Annotated in this window: 14 protein-coding genes and 1 riboswitch; of the genes, 6 read left to right on the forward strand and 8 right to left on the reverse strand. The window is 67.7% G+C overall.

All coding sequences use genetic code 11. The features are described from left to right. The 5 genes from LQD00_RS07005 to LQD00_RS07025 all read left to right on the forward strand — a co-directional run bounded on the left by LQD00_RS07005 (position 1) and on the right by LQD00_RS07025 (position 7,041). Positions 1-1,452 (forward strand): hemolysin family protein, encoded by a 1,452-nt coding sequence (locus tag LQD00_RS07005; protein WP_232716358.1) that lies wholly within the window; start codon positions 1-3, stop codon positions 1,450-1,452. Beyond that, a complete protein-coding gene (locus tag LQD00_RS07010) occupies positions 1,445-2,518 on the forward strand; it encodes a hemolysin family protein (RefSeq protein WP_232716360.1) in 1,074 nt (357 codons plus the stop codon). Before LQD00_RS07005 ends, LQD00_RS07010 begins: the two co-directional genes overlap by 8 nt. A gap of 5 nt (positions 2,519-2,523) precedes the next feature. Then, on the forward strand, positions 2,524-3,405 hold the full coding sequence (locus tag LQD00_RS07015; protein ID WP_269784758.1) for a 3-methyladenine DNA glycosylase: 882 nt from the start codon (positions 2,524-2,526) through the stop codon (positions 3,403-3,405). A gap of 75 nt (positions 3,406-3,480) precedes the next feature. Continuing rightward, positions 3,481-5,673, forward strand: a complete 2,193-nt coding sequence (locus LQD00_RS07020) for a malate synthase G (RefSeq protein WP_232716364.1) — start codon at positions 3,481-3,483, stop codon at positions 5,671-5,673. Between the two features lie 135 nt (positions 5,674-5,808). Beyond that, positions 5,809-7,041, forward strand: a complete 1,233-nt coding sequence (locus LQD00_RS07025) for a hypothetical protein (protein ID WP_232716366.1) — start codon at positions 5,809-5,811, stop codon at positions 7,039-7,041. 304 nt (positions 7,042-7,345) lie between these two features. Here the strand turns inward: LQD00_RS07025 and gcvP are convergent, their stop codons facing one another. The 8 genes from gcvP to secA2 all read right to left on the reverse strand — a co-directional run bounded on the left by gcvP (position 7,346) and on the right by secA2 (position 17,101). Next, positions 7,346-10,216: an aminomethyl-transferring glycine dehydrogenase gene (gene gcvP / locus LQD00_RS07030; RefSeq protein ID WP_232716368.1), complete on the reverse strand. Its 2,871-nt coding sequence runs from the start codon at positions 10,214-10,216 to the stop codon at positions 7,346-7,348. Between the two features lie 172 nt (positions 10,217-10,388). Further along, positions 10,389-10,488: riboswitch (glycine riboswitch) on the reverse strand. 95 nt (positions 10,489-10,583) lie between these two features. After that, a complete protein-coding gene (locus tag LQD00_RS07035; protein ID WP_232716370.1) occupies positions 10,584-11,225 on the reverse strand; it encodes a MerR family transcriptional regulator in 642 nt (213 codons plus the stop codon). A 254-nt stretch (positions 11,226-11,479) separates the two neighbouring features. Then, complete coding sequence (locus LQD00_RS07040; protein ID WP_232716371.1) at positions 11,480-11,992, reverse strand: bifunctional nuclease family protein; 513 nt, start codon at positions 11,990-11,992, stop codon at positions 11,480-11,482. A 157-nt stretch (positions 11,993-12,149) separates the two neighbouring features. Further along, positions 12,150-12,836: a transcriptional regulator FtsR gene (ftsR, locus tag LQD00_RS07045; protein ID WP_006865029.1), complete on the reverse strand. Its 687-nt coding sequence runs from the start codon at positions 12,834-12,836 to the stop codon at positions 12,150-12,152. A 42-nt stretch (positions 12,837-12,878) separates the two neighbouring features. Further along, positions 12,879-13,331 (reverse strand): glycogen accumulation regulator GarA, encoded by a 453-nt coding sequence (gene garA / locus LQD00_RS07050; protein ID WP_005199386.1) that lies wholly within the window; start codon positions 13,329-13,331, stop codon positions 12,879-12,881. A 349-nt stretch (positions 13,332-13,680) separates the two neighbouring features. Beyond that, entirely contained in the window at positions 13,681-14,085 is a 405-nt protein-coding gene (gcvH, locus tag LQD00_RS07055) for a glycine cleavage system protein GcvH (protein WP_232716372.1), read from the reverse strand. Positions 14,086-14,105: 20 nt separating this feature from the next. Further along, positions 14,106-14,732: a CDP-alcohol phosphatidyltransferase family protein gene (locus tag LQD00_RS07060; protein WP_232716373.1), complete on the reverse strand. Its 627-nt coding sequence runs from the start codon at positions 14,730-14,732 to the stop codon at positions 14,106-14,108. Next, positions 14,729-17,101 carry an accessory Sec system translocase SecA2 gene (secA2, locus tag LQD00_RS07065; RefSeq protein WP_232716374.1) on the reverse strand — a complete coding sequence of 791 codons (2,373 nt, stop codon included), beginning with the start codon at positions 17,099-17,101 and terminating at the stop codon, positions 14,729-14,731. The genes LQD00_RS07060 and secA2 overlap by 4 nt, the downstream gene beginning before the upstream one ends. 181 nt (positions 17,102-17,282) lie before the next feature. Here secA2 and LQD00_RS07070 point away from each other — a divergent pair, with 181 nt between their 5' ends. After that, positions 17,283-18,824 (forward strand): hypothetical protein, encoded by a 1,542-nt coding sequence (locus tag LQD00_RS07070; protein WP_232716375.1) that lies wholly within the window; start codon positions 17,283-17,285, stop codon positions 18,822-18,824. Positions 18,825-18,827: the final 3 nt, after the last annotated feature.

The following is an 18,827-nucleotide window of genomic DNA, read 5'->3' on the forward strand; positions in this document are numbered from 1 at the left end:
GTGGAGATCCTCATACTCGTCGCGAGTCTGATCGGCTTCATCGCCCTCACGCTGGGCACCGCGTTGTTCGTCGCGGCCGAGTTCTCACTGACCGCTCTGGAGCGGTCGACGATCTCGGCGGATGTCGCCAAACGCGGAGACCGGCGTGCCCGGCTGGTGCAGCGCGCGCATTCGACGCTGTCGTTCCAGCTGTCCGGCGCCCAGCTCGGCATCACGATCACCACCCTGATCACCGGCTACATCGCCGAACCCGTTCTCGCCCGCATCATCAAGCCGCCACTGGAGGCGGCCGGCGTGAGCCCGTCGGTCGCCTCGGCGACCTCACTGATCCTCGCGCTGGTGATAGCCACCTCGCTGTCGATGGTCCTGGGCGAGCTGATCCCGAAGAACCTCGCGATCGCCAAGTCGCTGGCCGTCGCCCGGGCCACATCGGGCCCCATGACGGCGTTCTCGGCGGTGTTCCGCTGGGCGATCCGGGGACTCAACGGCACCGCGAACTGGATCGTCCGCCGGCTCGGCATCGAACCGACCGACGAGCTCGCCTCCGCCCGATCACCGCAGGAACTCGTGTCGCTGGTCCGTAACTCGGCCCGACGCGGGGCGCTGGACGAGCAGACCGCGACGCTGGTGGACCGTTCCCTGCGGTTCGGTGAGCTCACCGCCGAGGATCTGATGACCCCGCGGGTCACCATCGACACCCTCGACCGCGAGGACACCGTCCGCGACCTCGTGATCGCGTCGTCTCGCACCGGGCACTCGCGCTTCCCCGTCGTCGTCGACGGCGACCTCGACGACCTCGTCGGCGTGGTCCACATCAAACAGGCCTTCACCATCCCGCCCGAGCGTCAGGCCACCACGCGGGTCACCTCGATCGCGCGCAGCGTGCCGCGCGTCCCGGCCAGCCTCGACGGAGACGCGCTGATGCAGCGCATCCGGGCCGACGGCATGGAACTGTGCGTCGTCATCGACGAGTACGGCGGCACCGCGGGCATCGTCACCACCGAGGACCTCATCGAGGAGATCCTCGGCGACGTCACCGACGAGCACGACGACGAACGCGCCGACGTCGCCATCGACGGCAACGGATACCTCTGCGCGGGCCTGCTACGCATCGACGAGCTCTACGACGCGACCGGCTATCACGCACCCGACGGCCCCTACGACACCCTCGGTGGCCTGATCATGTACTGCCTCGGACGCATCCCCACGGTCGACGACGTCGTCGACCTTCCCCGCCGCTCCCCGGTCGGCGACGGCGACGACGACTCACCCGAGATGCCCGAGACCCGTGACGACATCACCTGGCGGGCCACGGTCGCCCAGATGGACGGCCGACGCGTCGACGTCGTCGCACTTCGACCGGCCCCGGCCGGCGAGTTCCTCGGCGACAAGCCCCGAGACGGCGAGTCACGAGACGACGAGCCACGAGACACGGAGGCCGGAAATGGGTGACCTCTGGGCTGTCGTGCTGGCCTTCGCACTGCTGGCCGGCAACGCCTTCTTCGTCGGCGCCGAGTTCTCGCTGATCTCGGCCCGCCGCGACCGGCTCGAGGCGTTGGCCGAGAGCGGCAAGACTCGCGCACGGACCGTCATCAAGGCCGGCGAACACCTGTCGCTGATGTTGGCCGGCGCCCAGTTGGGCATCACGATCTGTTCGATCCTGCTCGGTCGCGTCGGCGAACCGGCGGTCGCACACCTCATCGAGAAACCGCTCGAACTCGCGCACGTGCCGCACGCACTGCTGCACCCGATCTCGTTCGCCATCGCATTGTCGCTGGTGGTGGTGCTGCACATCCTGCTCGGTGAGATGGTGCCGAAGAACATCGCACTCGCCGGACCCGAGTCGGCGGCCATGCTGCTGGTCCCGATGCACCTGATGTTCATCCGCCTGGTGCGTCCGCTGATCTCCTTCTACAACTGGCTCGCCAACATCTCGCTGCGCCTGATGCGTGTCGAACCGAAGGACGAACTCGAGTCCACCGTGTCGCTGGGTGAGCTGGCGCAGATGCTCGGCGAGTCCAAGCAGGAAGGCCTCATCGACGCCGAGGAGCACGAGCGCCTCACCCGTGCTCTGCAGTCCATCGGCCGTACCGTCGCCGAGGTGATGATCCCCCTCGAGAAGATGCGCAGCGTCAAGGTTCAGGTGTCGGCGACCGGCGGGATCGGCCCGACGCTCGGCGCCGTCGAGAAGGCCGTCAGCGAGACCGGGTTCTCCCGCTTCCCGGTCCGCGGATCCGACGGCACCTTCACCGGCTACCTGCATCTGAAGGACGTGCTGGACGAGATCCTCGACGAGCACATCGGCCCGGACACCATCATCGGTGTCGACAAGATCCGTCCGCTGCCGGTCATCGCGTCCACCACGCCCCTCGACGAGGCGACCACCGTGCTGCGCCGCACCAGCTCGCACCTGGGCGCCGTCGTGGACGACAACGGCCGCACGATCGGCATCGTCCCGCTCGCCGACCTCGTCGAGGAGTTCGTCGGCAACGTCCGGGACGAGACCCACCGGGTGTGAGCACCATGTCCGTGCACGTGGAAGAACAGACGGTGTTGACGGGCCAGGAGTGGCGCGCCAGCCGTGACGCCCATCAGCGTCGCGTCGACGCGCTCATCGGCCCGTACCTCGAGGCGCGCCGCAACGGCGGCAAGCACCCCGTCATCGACTTCCTGTTCACCTACTACTCGTCGCGGCCGTCCCACGTGCTGCGCTGGCATCCGGGTTTCGGCGTGCAACTCGAGGACGCCGACGAATTCCTGCCCCTGCGCGGTTACGAACGAGCCGACTCCGGCGTCCACGTGGGCCTCGACTACGTCCTGCGACGACGCGACGCCTTGCAGGCAACCGTGGATCTCTTGGGAGCGACCGCCGCGCGACCGGCCCGGCTGGGCTGCTTCGGACTCCACGAGTGGGCCATGGTCTACCGCACCGACGAGACCCGGCACGACATCCCCCTGCGTCTGGGTGCTGCCGGTACCGACCGGGTCGTCGAACAGATGCCGTTGCGCTGTACCCACTTCGACGCGTACCGCTTCTTCACCGAGCCGGCCCGGCCGCGCAACGAGCACGAATTGAGCCGCGCGTCGCAGATCGACCACGAACAACCGGGCTGCCTGCACGCCACCATGGACCTCTACCGGCACTGCTTCACCCTGGCGCCGCTGCTGCCCGCCGACCTCACCGTCGACTGCTTCGAGCTGGCCCTGCGCGCCCGTGACCTCGACATGCGGGCGAGTCCGTACGACCTACGCCACCTGGGATACGAGCCGGTCCCGATCGAGACCCCCGCCGGACGAGCCGAGTACGTCCGCGAACAATCGGCGATCGCCGACACGGGAACACGACTCCGCGCGGAGGTGTTGGGGCGGTGTACGCACCTGGCCGAGATCGCCCGCCACGCCTAAACAGGACGCCTGTACGGTTCGGCCTTACCGGCTAGTAGCATGGATGTCGTCTTCATTCGCTCGAGAAAGGCAATCATGTCGGACCGGATCACCGTCAACGGGTTGCAGGTCGCTTCCGTCCTGTACGACTTCATCAACAACGAGGCGTTGCCCGGTACCGGTGTAGAGGCCGACGCCTTCTGGTCGGGCGCGGCATCGGTGATCGCCGATCTCGCCCCGCGCAACCGCGAGCTGCTCGCCGTCCGCGACGATCTGCAGACCAAGATCGATGCCTGGCACCGCGACCACAAGGGCGCCGACCTCACCCCCGGCTCCGCCGACTTCGACGCCTACAAGAGCTTCCTGACCGAGATCGGCTACCTCGCCGAGGTGCCCGCCGATTTCCAGATCACCACCGACAACGTGGACCGCGAGATCGCCGAGACCGCCGGCCCGCAGCTGGTCGTGCCGGTCCTCAACGCCCGCTTCGCGCTGAACGCCTCCAACGCCCGCTGGGGTTCGCTGTACGACGCGCTCTACGGCACCGACGCGATTCCGGAGACCGACGGCGCCGAGAAGGGTTCGTCGTACAACAAGGTCCGCGGCGACAAGGTCATCGCCTACGCCAAGGACTTCCTGGACAAGGCCGTCCCGCTCGAGCAGTGCAGCTACACCGACGTGCGGTCCTTCGCCGTGGTCGACGGCGCCCTGCAGGTCACCCTCGACGGTGACGCAACCTCGACGCTGGCCGATCCGGCCGCGTTCGTCGGCTACCGCGGTGAGGCCGGTTCGCCGACCTCGATCCTGCTGCGCAACAACGGACTTCATCTCGACATCGAGATCGATCCGTCCTCGCCGATCGGTTCCACCGACCCGGCCGGCATCAAGGACGTCGTCGTCGAGTCCGCGATCACCACGATCATGGACTTCGAGGACTCGGTCGCCGCGGTCGACGCCGAGGACAAGGTCACCGGCTACCGCAACTGGCTGGGCCTGAACAAGGGCGATCTGTCCGAAGAGGTCACCAAGGGCGGCAAGACCTTCACCCGTGTGCTCAACGGCAACCGCGAGTACACCGCTCCCGACGGCACCGCCTTCGACCTCCACGGTCGTTCGCTGCTGTTCGTGCGCAACGTCGGTCACCTGATGACCAACGACGCGATCCTCGACGCCGACGGCAACGAGGTCCCCGAGGGCATCCTCGACGGCCTGGTCACCTCGCTGATCGGCATCCATGGCCTGAGCAGCGAGGGTCTGCAGAACTCGCGGACCGGTTCGGTGTACATCGTGAAGCCGAAGATGCACGGCCCCGACGAGGTCGCCTTCACCGTCGAGCTGTTCGGTCGCGTCGAGCAGGTCCTCGGTCTGCCGAAGAACACCCTCAAGGTCGGCATCATGGACGAGGAACGCCGGACCACGGTCAACCTCAAGGCCTGCATCAAGGCCGCCTCGGAGCGCGTGGTGTTCATCAACACCGGCTTCCTCGACCGCACCGGCGACGAGATCCACACCTCCATGGAGGCCGGCGCCATGGTGCGCAAGGCCGAGATGAAGAAGCAGAAGTGGATCGCGGCGTACGAGGACTTCAACGTCGACACCGGTCTGCACGCGGGACTGCAGCACAAGGCGCAGATCGGTAAGGGCATGTGGGCCATGCCGGATCTGATGGCCGACATGCTCGAGCAGAAGATCGGTCACCCCAAGGCCGGTGCCACCACCGCCTGGGTGCCGTCCCCGACCGCCGCGACCCTGCACGCACTGCACTACCACCAGATCGACGTCTTCGAGCGTCAGGACGAGATCGCCAAGCGCGACCCGGCCTCGGTCGACGACATCCTCACCGTGCCGCTGGCCGCGAAGACCGACTGGTCCGACGAGGAGAAGCAGCAGGAGCTCGACAACAACTGCCAGTCGATCCTCGGCTACGTGGTCCGCTGGATCGATGCGGGCGTCGGCTGCTCGAAGGTGCCCGACATCCACGATGTCGCGCTGATGGAGGACCGCGCCACCCTGCGTATCTCCAGCCAACTCCTGGCGAACTGGCTGCGTCACGGCATCGTCTCCGAGGCCGACATCGTCGCCTCGCTCGAGCGGATGGCCCCGGTCGTCGACCGTCAGAACGCCGGCGACAAGGCCTACAAGCCGATGGCCCCGGATTTCGACTCCAACATCGCCTTCCAGGCGGCCAAGGAGCTGATCCTCGAGGGCACCACGCAGCCCAGCGGTTACACCGAGCCGATCCTGCATCGCCGTCGCCGCGAGTACAAGGCCGCCAACGCGGCCGGCTGACACCTCGGCCACGACGCACTGATACGACCGTGCCGGTCCCTGATGGACCGGCACGGCGTATCGTCGTACCCTGCGCTGCACATCGACCGGGTGGAGCCTGGGGACAGCACGCTCAGAGCAGGGAGGGCATCGGCGTTGGCACATCATCGGAACCGCGGGGAGAGCATCCGCAACCGTGGCGTCAGCCGAGGTGTCGTCTTCGCAATGCTGTCGATCCTGCTCGTCGCCGCCATCGTCGTCACCTGGCGCGACCTCGGTGATCGCATCAACCGGCAGGCCGACGACGCCGCCGCCCAATGTGTCGAAGGTGCCACATCGGTACCGATCATCGCCGACCCGGACATCGCACCCGGTCTCGCCGCTATCGCGACCTCGTTCGCGAACACGAAGCCGGTGGTCCGCGACCATTGCATCACCATCGCCGTCCGGCCCGGCGACGCGAAGATCACCCTCGACGGTCTGACCGGAGAGTGGGAAGCCGACTCCATGGGCGCCTACCCCGCCGCCTGGGTGCCGCAATCGTCGGTGTGGTCGGCGGATCTCGCCTCGGCCAAACCCGATCTGATCGAGGGCAACTCCCGTTCACTCGTCTCGACGCCTGTCGTTCTCGCGGTCTCGCCCGAACTGGCCAAGGCCGCCGGCGACCAGCTCGACTGGTCGCAGGTCCCGCTCCTGCAACAACGGGACGCCTCGCTCACCGAGTTCGGCCTGCAGGGCTGGGGCTCGTTGCGTATGGCGATGCCGATCGGCGCCCAGTCCGACGCGAGTGCACTGGCGGCACAGGCGGTCGCCACCCGCGTGACGCGGACGACCGGCCCGCTGACCACCGCCGACGCCGAGTCACCGCGCGTGACCTCGAGCGTCAAGGCGATGCTCGGCGGCGCCCCGCTCTCGCCCGACGGAACCCCGCAGGGCGCGGCCACCGCCATCGCCAATGCCGCCGACCCGGCGAAGGCCGGAATCCACGCCGTGCCGATCACCGAGCAGCGGCTGTACCAGATGACCAGGACCGACCAGCCCGCGAAGTTGGCCGAGGTGATCCCGTCCGGGCCGACGCCGATCGCGGATTACCCGATCGTCCGTCTCTCCGGACCAGAGGTCGGCGACGTCGCGGCCGACGCGGTCGCGGAGTTCATCTCCTACGCCTCGCAGCCCGAACAGCTGCAGCTGCTCACCGAGCTCGGCTTCCGCGGCGACGCCCCGATGCCGGCCGCCACCGCCACGGTCACCTTCCCGCGTACCCGCGACCCGATGCCCACGCCGGAGGACGGCGCGATCGTCGCGATCAACCGCGTCGTCTACGGACCGACGAGTGTGCCGGCGAGCTCTGCGGCCTCGCCGGCACCTTCGGGAACCGCGGGCGGATAGCAGACGCCCGAGTCGTTTCGATACGGCTCGTCGCTGCGCTCCTCACCTACTCAACGAGCAGGTGGATGACCCGACGCTGCGCTCCTCACCTACTCAACGAGCAGGTGGATGACCCGACGCTGCGCTCCTCACCTACTCAACGAGCAGGTAGATGACCCGACGCTGCGCTCCTCACCTACTCAACGAGCAGGTAGATGACCCGACGCTGCGCTCCTCACCTACTCAACGAGCAGGTAGATGACCCGACGCTGCGCTCCTCACCTACTCGACGAGCAGATGAGGAGCGGAGCCACGTGCACTCAGGTCAGCTGCTGTAGGCCTCGATCGGCGCGCAGCTGCACACCAGGTTCCGGTCGCCGTACACGCCGTCGATACGACGCACCGAGGGCCACACCTTGGCCCGGGCGCCGGCCGACGGGAGTCCCTGCGGGTAGACCGCGACCTCGCGCGAATACGGGTGGTCCCATTCGCCCACCAGCGCCTCCGCGGTGTGTGGTGCCCCGCGCAGCGGGTTGTCGTCGACCGGCCACTCACCGCTGCCGACGCGATCGATCTCCTCGCGGATCGCGATCATGGCGTCACAGAACGCGTCGATCTCGTCGAGGTTCTCGCTCTCGGTGGGCTCGACCATCAGCGTGCCGGCCACCGGGAAGCTCATGGTCGGCGCGTGGAAACCGTAGTCGGCCAGGCGCTTTGCCACGTCATCGACCGTCACGCCGGTCTCCTTGGTGAGCGCCCGCAGGTCGAGGATGCACTCGTGGGCGACGAAGCCGCCCTCGCCGGTGTAGAGCACCGGGTAGTGGTCGCCGAGACGCTTGGCGACGTAGTTCGCCGCGGTGATCGCCGTGAGCGTCGCCCGACGCAGTCCGGCCGCACCCATCATCGCGATGTAGGCGTAGGTGATCGGCAGGATCGTCGCCGAACCGTACGGGGCCGCGGCGATGGTCGCCGTGCCGGGCAGCTCGTCGGCGAGGGGGTGTCCGGGCAGGAACGGCGCGAGATGTTCGCGCACCGCCACGGGTCCGACGCCGGGCCCGCCGCCGCCGTGCGGGATGCAGAAGGTCTTGTGCAGATTCAGGTGGCTGACGTCGCCGCCGAAGTGCCCCGGACGCGCCACGCCCACCAGGGCGTTGAGGTTCGCGCCGTCGACGTAGACCTGCCCGCCGGCATCGTGGACGGCACCGCAGATCTCGCGGATGTCGTGCTCGAACACGCCGTGGGTGGACGGATAGGTGATCATGATGGCGGCGATCCGGCCCTCGTTCGCGGCGATCTTCGCGCGCAGGTCCTCGAGGTCGACGTCGCCGTTCTCCCGGCAGCCGACCACGACGACGCGCATGCCCGCCATGACCGCCGACGCGGCGTTGGTGCCGTGGGCGCTCGACGGGATCAGGCAGATGTCGCGGTCGAGGTCGCCCCGGCTGCGGTGGTAGCCGCGGATCGCGAGCAGTCCGGCGAACTCGCCCTGGGAACCCGCGTTCGGCTGCAGGCTCACGCGGTCGTAGCCGGTGACGGCGACAAGCCAGTTCTCGAGGGTGGAGATGAGCTCGCGGATGCCGACGGTGTCCTCGACGGGTGCGAACGGGTGGAGGCCCGCGAACCCAGGCCACGTGATGGGTTCCATCTCCGTGGTCGCGTTGAGCTTCATGGTGCAGGAGCCGAGCGGGATCATGCTGCGGTCGAGCGCGATGTCCTTGTCGGACAGGGCCCGCAGGTAGCGCAGCATCGCCGTCTCGGTGCGGTACCGGTTGAATGCCGGATGCGTCAGGTACTCGCTCGTGCGGTTCTCGATGGGCCGCGCGAAGTCGAGCGGCTCCACGCCGCCGGCGCCGAACGCCCGCAGCACGCCGTCGAGGTCGGCCTCGGTGGTGGTCTCGTCGCAGGCGATCGAGACGGTGTCGGCGTCGACGCGGCGGAGGTTGATGCGCTCGCGACGGGCCTGGGCGACGATCACGTCGGCCTGGCCGGGCGTGTGGACCTCCACGGTGTCGAAGAACGAGGCGTGCGCGACCGAGAACCCGCCCGCGGCCAGCGAATTCGCCAGGCGGACCGCGGCGTCGTGGGTGCGGCGCGCGATGGCCCGGAGACCCTCCGGTCCGTGGTACGACGCGTACATGGCGGCCATCACGGCGAGCAGGACCTGTGCCGTACAGATGTTGCTGGTGGCCTTCTCGCGGCGGATGTGCTGCTCTCGGGTCTGCAGCGCCAGGCGGTAGGCGAGGTTGCCGTCGGCGTCCTTGGAGATGCCGACCAGGCGACCCGGCAGCTGACGCGCATGCTTCGAACCGACGGCGAGGTACCCGGCATGCGGACCGCCGAAGCCCATCGGCACGCCGAAACGCTGGGTGGTGCCGAAGCACGCGTCGGCGCCCTGCTCCCCCGGCGGCGTGATCAGCGTCAACGCGAGGAGGTCGCCACCGACGGCGACCAGAGCGCCGCGCTCGTGGGCGGCGTCGATGATCGGGGCGGCGTCGACGATACGTCCCGACGCGCCGGGCACCTGCAGGACGACGCCGAAGAAGTCACCTTCGGGCAGACCGCGGTCGGGCAGCTCCGGGTTGAGGGACGCTTCGACGACCTCGATGCCGAGCGGCTCGGCGCGGGTCTCGATCACCGCGCGGGTCTGCGGGAAGAGGTCGGCGTCGACGACGACACGCGGCGACTTCGACTTGCCCGCGCGCCGCAGCAGCGTCATCGCCTCCGCGGCCGCGGTGGCCTCGTCGAGCATCGACGCGTTCGCCACCTCCATGCCGGTGAGGTCGGCGACCATGGTCTGGAAGTTCAGCAGCGCTTCGAGGCGTCCCTGGCTGATCTCCGGCTGGTAAGGCGTGTACGCGGTGTACCAGGCCGGGTTCTCCAGGACGTTGCGCAGGATGACGCCGGGCGTGTGGGTGCCGTAGTAGCCGAGACCGATCATGGAACGGGCAACGGTGTTGCGGGCTGCGAGTCCGCTGAGTTCGGCGAGCACCTCGCTCTCACCCTGCGGCTGCGGCAGTGCACCCAGGACGTTCGAGTCGAGTTCGTCCGCGATGACCGCGGGGATGACGCGATGAGCCAGCTCGTCGAGGGACGACACACCGATCACCGAGAGCATGCGCTGCGTCTCGTCGGGGTCGGGTCCGACGTGGCGGTCCACGAAGGTGACTGGCGCTGACGACGTGTCGGCTGAGGGCATGGTGAGGGCAACCTCTCGCAGGCGCCGGCGCGGTGCCGGCTGGTTCGCCCTCCCCCTCTGTCATGTCACCGACCGGTGGCCGGGAGACGCCTGAGAGATTCGGTGTCACGCGGCGCTGCGTGACGACCTTTCACCGTGGGCGGACGACGAGTCGTCACTTTCCAGAGACGCCGTCACCACCACGGTCCGGGTGCCTGAGAGTTTGACGGAGAGGTGTTGCTCCTTCGGCGGTCACCTTGGACTGCTCGGTGACGCTCTCCCGCGGCGTAGCGACGCGCGCACCAGTGTACGCAGGTCGACATCGCGTTGGTCCAGACGACATCGGGAGAGTCGTGAGGATCACGTGCCGGTGCCGTGAGGATGCGGTCTAACCGGTGCGGCGGGTGCGGTTCTTGCGGCGTGCCGCGAGTTCGTCCTCGGGCGCCGCCTCGCTGACGCCGCCGTCGGCCCGTTCACCCGGGAAGTCCGCGATGGTGCCGGTGAGTTCGCGCATGGCACCGCTGACGGCGATACCGAAGACGCCCTGTCCGCCCTGGAGGAGGTCGACGACCTCTTCGGCGGAGGTGCACTCGTAGACGGTGGTGCCGTCGGAGAAGAGCGTGATCTTGGCGAGGTCCTCGACGCCGCGCTGGCGGAGGTGGTCGACCGCGACACGGATGTTCTGCAGCGAGATGCCGGTGTCGAGGAGACGCTTGACGATCTTGAGGACGAGGATGTCCTTGAACGAGTACAGACGCTGGCTGCCCGAGCCCGCGGCGCCGCGGATCGACGGGACGACCAGCGAGGTGCGTGCCCAGTAGTCGAGCTGGCGGTAGGTGATGCCGGCGATCTGGCAGGCACTCGGCACGCGGTAGCCGACGAGTTCGTCGGGCACGGTGTCGTCGGGGAATAGACCCGGTGCGATCTCCTCGAGGCTGCCCTGGGTGGGGCCCGCAGGGCGATCGGTCACAGCGTGGTCGGGTGACGGGTCGCTCGACGTCACTTCACTGTCGACCGGACGATCGCCCACTTGATGTCTCCCTCGCAAAGCTCGGACCGGATGCCGCATCAGATGCCTGACATCCACGTCCACAGTACGCGGTCCAGGCCCTGCTCGGGTCAGCCGATCACATCTTCATCGGCCCCTGAGTGGTGCGCGATGTCGAGTTCGACGCTATGCCGAGCGGGACACCGGATCAATGCGACGCGCCATGAGGCTCAACCTCAAGTTGAGATTGAGACAAACGGTGACCTTCCGGTTGCCGTTCCGTGACCGGAACCGCGTCAGGCGCCGCTGGCCTTGAAGTCGTCGGGCGAGACGTTGTCGAGGAATTCCTTGAACTTCTCGACCTCATCCTCTTTGGTCTCGTCGACCGACCCGACGGTGGCGTCCTCGGGCTCTTCTTCCGGGATCAGCAGACCGGCCTCGGCGAGGACCTCTTCGTCGGCGATGATCGGCACCTCGGCACGCATCGCGACGGCGATGGAATCCGACGGCCGCGCGGACACACGGAGATCGCCCGAGAAGATCATCTCGGCGTAGAAGGTGCCCTCTTGCATGTCGACGATCCGCACCTCGAGGAGCGTCTGGCCGAACTCCCGGATGAGATTCACGATCAGATCGTGGGTCAGCGGGCGCGGCGGCTCGATCCCCTTCTGCCGCAAGGCAATCGACGCCGCCTCACTCTGCCCGATCCAGATCGGCAGGTAGCGCTCGCCGTCCACCTCACGGAGCAGGAGCACGGGCTGACTCTGCGGGGGCTCGACCCTGATGCCCACCACACGCATCTCGCTCATCTCGCACCTCCCAGACGCCTCGTAGGGCGATCGATTGATGTCCTCGACGCTACACCGCTCGGACGACGGACGACGGCCGACTCGCTGCTGGTTGATACGACAACTCCAGGCCGCCGGGAACACCCGAGGGCCTGGAGTGCGCTGGTCGAGAAGGAGTTCAGTCGAGCACGTCGCGAACGGCCGCCTTGACCAACTGCGTGTGCAGGGTCACCGACAGCGCGGCGATCTCGCGGACGAGTTCTTCGGCACGGTCCCGCGCGCCGGTCCCCTTGCCCTTGGCGATGGGGTTGGCGATCTGGGCGACCAGGCCGGCCTCCCGGTCCGCGGACACCTTGAAGGCACGCAGATGGCGTGTCTCGAGGCCGTAGCTGGCGAGCGCCGCGGCGGCCTCGACGAGGCGCACCGCGTCCTCGTCGAAGAAACCGGCCGGCCCCGGGGTCAGCAGCCCGTTGCGCTGCAGTTCGGTGACGAACGCCGAGTCGACGCCCGTCCGCTCGATGAGCGTCTCCCGGGACACGCGACCGGCGCGCGCGCCGAAATCGGTGGCGGGTGCGACGGTGCCGCGGGCCGTGGACAGAGCCACGGTCCCGCCGGAACCGAAGCCACCGTTCCCGTTGTCGATCGCGTCGAGTTGTTCCTTGATGACCTTCAGCGGGAGATAACGGTCCCGCTGCGCAGTCAGGACGAAGCGCAACCGTTCACAGTCGGCTTCGCTGAATCGCCGATAGCCGGACGGCGCCCGCTCCGGGGTCACCAGACCCTCCGATTCCAGGAACCGGATCTTCGAGATCGTGATGTCCGGGAAGTCATCACGCAACTGGGCGAGGACCGTGCCGATGGACATCGATCCCTCGCCGCGAGGGGCCGTGGACGCCGTCACGACTTATCAGGCGTCGGCTTCGTCGCGCGGGCCACTCAGAAAGACCAGACGGAACTTGCCGATCTGGACTTCGTCGCCGTTGCTCAGCGATGCGGTGTCGACGGGCTCCCGGTTGACGTAGGTGCCGTTGAGGCTGCCCACATCGACCACCTGAAACTCGTTGTCGCCGAGTCGGAATTCGGCGTGACGACGGCTGACCGTCACATCGTCGAGGAAGATGTCGCTGTCGGGGTGCCGACCCGCGGAGGTCGTCGGCTGGTCGAGGAGGAACCGCGATCCCGCGTTGGGTCCCCGCTTCACGACAAGCAGCGCGGTCCCGGGAGCGAGTCGCTCGACTCCCGTCTCGGCCGGCTCACTCGAGGTGCTGGTTCCGGCATCGAGTTCATTGATGAACTCCTCCCGGAACACCGAGGTGGTCTCCACCGGCGCCTCGAAGTCCCTGTCGTTTTCGCTCACCACTTCTCCTTCGTCGTCGTCAGTGCAATCGCACTGTCAGTGCACACCGCACTGTTCGGCCAACCGCACTGTCCGGCCGTCCACGTCTCCGGACCCGATCGCGGTCTCGCGTCGGTTCGGAATCGGCTCTCGCCACGATGGCCGGTTGAATCTACATGACATGTGCGGACGGGTAGATCTCGGAGCGTGATCGCGAAGTTGGTTCACGTCACGCCTCTTTCCCACTGCCGTAACCGTACCGGTCATGTCGATCGCACCGGCGAGCGAGTCGACTCCGGCACGGTCGATCATATCGTCACCGGGGCGATCAGCCAGGTCGATCAGAGCCACCGGGGCGGATCGGCGGGAACTCTCACCCTTCGATGACGGCGCGGTAGCCCGCGGCGTCGAGAACATCACCCAGTTGCTCTTCGAGGGTCGCCTCGTCGGCGGCCTCGATCTCCACCAGCCAGCCCTCACCGTACGGATCCGAATTGACCAGTTCCGGCGAGGCGTCCAGTGCGTCGTTGACCGCGCTGACGGTACCGGCCAACGGCCCGAAGATGTCGGAGACACTCTTGGTCGATTCCACCTCGGCGAAGGATTCGCCGACGGCGACCTCTGCACCGGAGTCGGGCAGCTGCACGAACACCACGTCGCCGAGTGCATCCTGGGCGAAGTCGGTGATGCCGACGCGCACGGTCGTCGGTCCGATCTTCTCGATCCACTCATGTTCTGCGGTATAGCGCAGGTCTTCTGGCACTTTGCTGTCGGTCACAAGGGCCCCTTTCGTTCCCGTCAGACTCTACTGTCTGGCGAGGTGTCGGCCTGACGGCGCGACGGCATGTGTCGCATCACCAGGATCGTCTGATACCAGTACAGGACGAAGGACCACAGGTAGAGCCCCACACCCCAGATCATGAACGCCCACCCGATCGGGTAGGCGAAGCCGCTCACCGGTTCGAGTTGTCCGGCGAGCAGCCAGGGGAACGCGCTCATCAGCGCGAAGGTCGCCGCCTTGCCGATGTAGAGCACCGGCAGGGCGAACACACCGCGCGAACGCAGCAGCGGTGCCGTCGCGAACAGCAGCACGTCGCGCCCGATGATGATGCCGATGAGCCACCACGGGATGAACTCCCGCACGCCGAAGGCCAGCGGGATGATCACGATGTACAGCCGGTCCGCCGCCGGGTCGAGCAGCGCCCCGATCCGCGAGGACTGATCGAGCAGGCGGGCGAGTTTCCCGTCGAGCCAGTCGGAGACCCCCGAGAAGATCAACACCGCGAACGCCCACCCGTCGGCCTTCTCGACGAGCAGCAGCCAGAGGAAGACCGGGATGAGGACGAGCCGGAGCACGCTCAGCGCGTTCGGCACCGTCACGATCCGGTCCGGAGCCGGCGTGGGTGCCGCCTCCGGTTCGGTCACCGGAAGATCCCGATGATGCCCTGCAGCGTCTTCGCCCCGCCCGAGGAGAAGAGGTTGTCGTGGACCATGTAGGTCCACGTCGTCGTCGAGCGGTGCAGATCCGAGGAACCGAGGTCGACTCCGTCCGCGGTGATCTTCGCCTCCCGGAACGTCTCCCGCGCCTTCTCGAGCGCCTGGGCGGGTAGATCGGAGAACTCCGCGAGGATCATCCGGTGGAACTCGTCGAGCGGGCTCTCCTTGCCCAGCGACCGCAGATGGATGCTGGCCCGGACATCGGAGACGAACGCGAGATGGTCGGCCCACGCACGGTCGAGGTGGTAGAGCACGATCTCGCGGGCCGCCTGGCTCAGCACCTCGCGCGGGACGGCGTCGACGGCGACCTCGCTGTCGGCCTTCGCCGGTTCGTCCGCCTTAGCCGCGTCGCCCGACTCCGCGGGCTTCTCCCCCGCCAGTTCGGCGTAGCGCTCCGGTTCGAGTTCGGCGAGCTCGTCGAGGGCGGTGTCGGTGGTGAGGATCTTCATCCGCCGGTCGACGATGATGTCCCGCTGCTGGTTGACCAGCTTGTTGTAGCGCCAGGTGTTGGCGTGCAACTCCAGGCGGACTCCCTCGGCGATCCGCTGTGCCTGCTCGATGAGGTCGATGCCCTTGCTGCCCATCGAGCCGTCCTCATTGGGCGACACCGGATCACGCTTGAACGCGAGGTTCTTGGTGACGACCGGGTCCTCGAGGCTGGAGAAGAAGACCGACGTGCCGGGGTCGCCCTGGCGTCCGGCGCGACCCCGCAGCTGGCTGTCGAGACGCTCGGTGTCGTGCCGTCCGGTGCCGACGACGCACAATCCACCCAGTTCGACGACCGCGTCGCGGGCGGCGGCGTCATCGGCCGAACCGCCCAGCCGGATGTCGGTACCGCGGCCGGCCATCTGCGTCGAGACCGTCACCGCGTTGCGTGCACCGGCCTCCGCGATGATCTTCGCCTCCTGCGCGTCGTTCTTGGCGTTGAGGACCACCGACTGGACACCCGCCTTCTCCAGGAAGTACGCGAGTTCCTCGGATTCGGCGACGTCGTGGGTGCCGATGAGGACCGGCTGGCCGGTCTCGTGGATCTCCTTGACGTAGGCCACGATCGCCTCGACCTTGTTGGCCTTGGTGTCGTACACCCGGTCGGGCAGGTCGGTGCGGATGTTCTCGGTGTTCGGCGGGATCTGCGACACCCGGAGGTCGTAGAACTGCCGGAACTGTTCACCGGCGGCAAGGGCCGTACCCGTCATGCCGCACACCTTCGGGTAGCGGCCGATGAGCGCCTGCACCGTGATGGTGTCGATGACCTCGCCCGAGTCGGTCTGGGCGAGACCCTCCTTGAGCTCGACGGCCGCCTGGACGCCGTCCGGCCAGCGCTGCAGCTGGGCCACCCGGCCGCGCGAGGCGTTGATCAGGTGGACCCCACCGTCGCGGACGATGTAGTGGATGTCGCGTTCGAGCAGGTAGTGGGCGTGCATCGCGATACTGACGTGCACGAGCGTCGAACCGACGTGCTCCTCGCTGTAGAGGTTGATGCCGCCGAGCTCCTCCTCGACGAAGGCCGCACCCTCGTCGGTGAGCGTCACGTTGCGACCCTCGGCGTCGACCTCGTAGTGCTTCTTCTTCATCCGCGACACGACATCGTGGATGGCCTGGTCGGGAACCTCGGTCTCGGTCGATCCGGCCAGCACCAGCGGAACCAGTGCCTCGTCGACGAGTACCGAGTCGGCCTCGTCGATGATCGCGACGTCGGGCTTCGGTGAGACGAGGTCGGCCTCGGACAGGGCCAACTGGTCGCGGAGGACGTCGAATCCGATCTCGTTGACCGAACCGTAGGTGACGTCGCCGGCGTAGGCGCGTCGACGCTCCTCGCGGCTGGAGCTCTCCGAGATGGCATGCACCGCAATGCCGAAGACGTCGAAGAGAGGCTTCATCCACTCGGCATCGCGGGTGGCGAGGTAATCGTTGACGGAGATGACGTGGACCTGGTGTCCTTCGAGGACGTGCCCGATCGCGGCGATCGCGCCGGCAAGCGTCTTGCCCTCACCGGTGGCCATCTCGACGATGTCGCCCTCGAGAAGACGCAACGCGCCCTGCAGCTGGACGTCGAAGGGGCGCAGGTTGATCGAGCGGTCCGCGGCCTCACGGACGAGCGCCAGGAACTTCGCCCGGTCGCCGGGCTTGGACCCGATGTCGAGCTTCTCGGCCTCACCGACGAAGGCGTCGTCGGCGAGTTCGGCGGCCCAATCGGTGTGGGCTTCGGCCTCCTTGATCACACTCAGCGACTTCGACTGATTGCGAGTCGACTGGGCGCCCAGAAGTCGCCACATGCTGTTGGTCAGCTTTCCCACCGAAACACTTCTCCTGATCGTTTCCCGGCCAACTACAAGACCCGTCGGGCCTCGCGGCGCCGTCAGGTCAGCAACAACGGTACGCGGCACCTGGTAGAGCGGGGTCGGCGACATTATGATCAGTCCACCTATTTCGCCGACGGCGCATTTCGCCCTTGCTCCCCTCACCCTAGGACGGCCGATGAGCGCGACCTTCCCGAGCAGGACACGCCGACGACTGATCCGCGCCGCCGTGGCCGGGTTGCTGGTGGCGACCGGCGTCGGGCTCGGCGCGTTCAACGCCTGGTGGGTCGCCCTGTTCTTCGGCGTTCCGCTGGTCGTCCTGGGGATCGCGATCAGTCCGCGCGCGTCGCGGGTCTCGGAACTGCCGGAGTTCCGGCGCGGCGTCACCCGGGACGCCCCGCAGATCGAGGTCGGGGCGCTCACGCGCAGCACCCTCACCGCCGAGGACATGCAGCCCACGATGGTGACCGCGACCGTCAACCCGCCGAATGACACCGCCTACGAGGCGCGGTGGATCACCTCGATGAGCAAGGGGCATTTCCAGGCACTGGCGTCGAACCCGTTCACCACGCTCCCACCCGATCAATTGCCGCCGCGCGATCAGACCGACACCCCCGAGTTCGACGACCATCCCGGCCGGTTGGCGGTCATCTACCCGGCGGTGACGCTGGTGACGGCCGCCGCCCTGCTGTTCGGTGTCGCCGAGAGCTGGACGATCTCGGTCCCGTCGTTGCCGTCCTTCGGTTCGGCCGTCGACATCCCCGGCCGCGACGACGCGGAGGCCTCACTCGCCGAACGCCACCAACGGCTCCTCGACGAGATCGTCGACCACCTCGGACCCGGCGCAACCCGAAATGTGTTGCGCCTGGGCTACAACCTCGACTCGACCTCCGACCAGGCCATCGTGTTCGATCCCTCCAACGGGCGCGCAACGAGCATCAGTGTCTGGGACGGCGGTTCCAACGCATCCGCGACGCCCACCATGGACCGGGCGGACAAGACCTTCGACGCGGCCACGATCAACCCGGGTTCGCTGGGCGACATCGCCGGCTCCATGCAGGCCGAGGTCACCCCCATCGTCTCGGACGCCCGACTCGACAGGTTCGAGATCCGACGCCCGACGGCGAACGAACCCGTCGTCCTCACCGGCTCGTTCGATCCCGGGGACGCCTTCATCCGCGACATCGAGATCGAGGCCCGGACCGACGGCACCGTCGCGAAGTACTTCGACCCAGCGGATTTCGACACCGCCTTCACGATCGCCCGCTCCGCACTGCCGCTCGCCGGGATCGCCCCGAACGCACCGGTACTCGACGACTTCGTGATCCGCGGCATCGCCGACAACACCCCCATCATCAGCGCCAGCAGCATCCAGAACAGCGGCGGTGTCCTCGTCCGGTATACGACCCCGGCCCGCAGCGGGCAGATCGTCATCGCGCCGGGCACGTTCCCGGACGTCTCCGGCAGGGAGGGACGCCACCGCCCGGACGGCTTCGCCTTCGACGCGATCTCACCGCAGTTGTTCGATCGCGTCCGCGACGACGCGATGAGGCGCGGCTCGATCCCCGAATACGACCGCAGCGCGGTCGCCATCGACGTCACCGAGCCACACCTCCACGACGACACCGATTTCGTGATCCGCGTCGAGATGGCCAGGGTCGACGCGTCGAAAGGCATGTACACCCTCGACGGACAGTTCATCAAAGCGGCGCACTACTGATCG

The organism is Gordonia metallireducens (genome assembly GCF_021245825.1).
In the GTDB taxonomy this organism is placed as follows: Bacteria; Actinomycetota; Actinomycetes; order Mycobacteriales; family Mycobacteriaceae; genus Gordonia; species Gordonia namibiensis.

Bases quoted from the DNA above. Each gene is read 5' to 3' on its own strand.
- LQD00_RS07040 (WP_232716371.1), bottom strand. From the start codon at position 11,992: ATGAGCGAGATGCGTGTGGTGGGCATCAGGGTCGAGCCCCCGCAGAGT.
- ftsR (WP_006865029.1), bottom strand. From the start codon at position 12,836: ATGTCCATCGGCACGGTCCTCGCCCAGTTGCGTGATGACTTCCCGGAC.
- LQD00_RS07010 (WP_232716360.1), top strand. From the start codon at position 1,445: ATGGGTGACCTCTGGGCTGTCGTGCTGGCCTTCGCACTGCTGGCCGGC.
- LQD00_RS07015 (WP_269784758.1), top strand. From the start codon at position 2,524: ATGTCCGTGCACGTGGAAGAACAGACGGTGTTGACGGGCCAGGAGTGG.
- LQD00_RS07070 (WP_232716375.1), top strand. From the start codon at position 17,283: ATGAGCGCGACCTTCCCGAGCAGGACACGCCGACGACTGATCCGCGCC.
- gcvP (WP_232716368.1), bottom strand. From the start codon at position 10,216: ATGCCCTCAGCCGACACGTCGTCAGCGCCAGTCACCTTCGTGGACCGC.
- LQD00_RS07020 (WP_232716364.1), top strand. From the start codon at position 3,481: ATGTCGGACCGGATCACCGTCAACGGGTTGCAGGTCGCTTCCGTCCTG.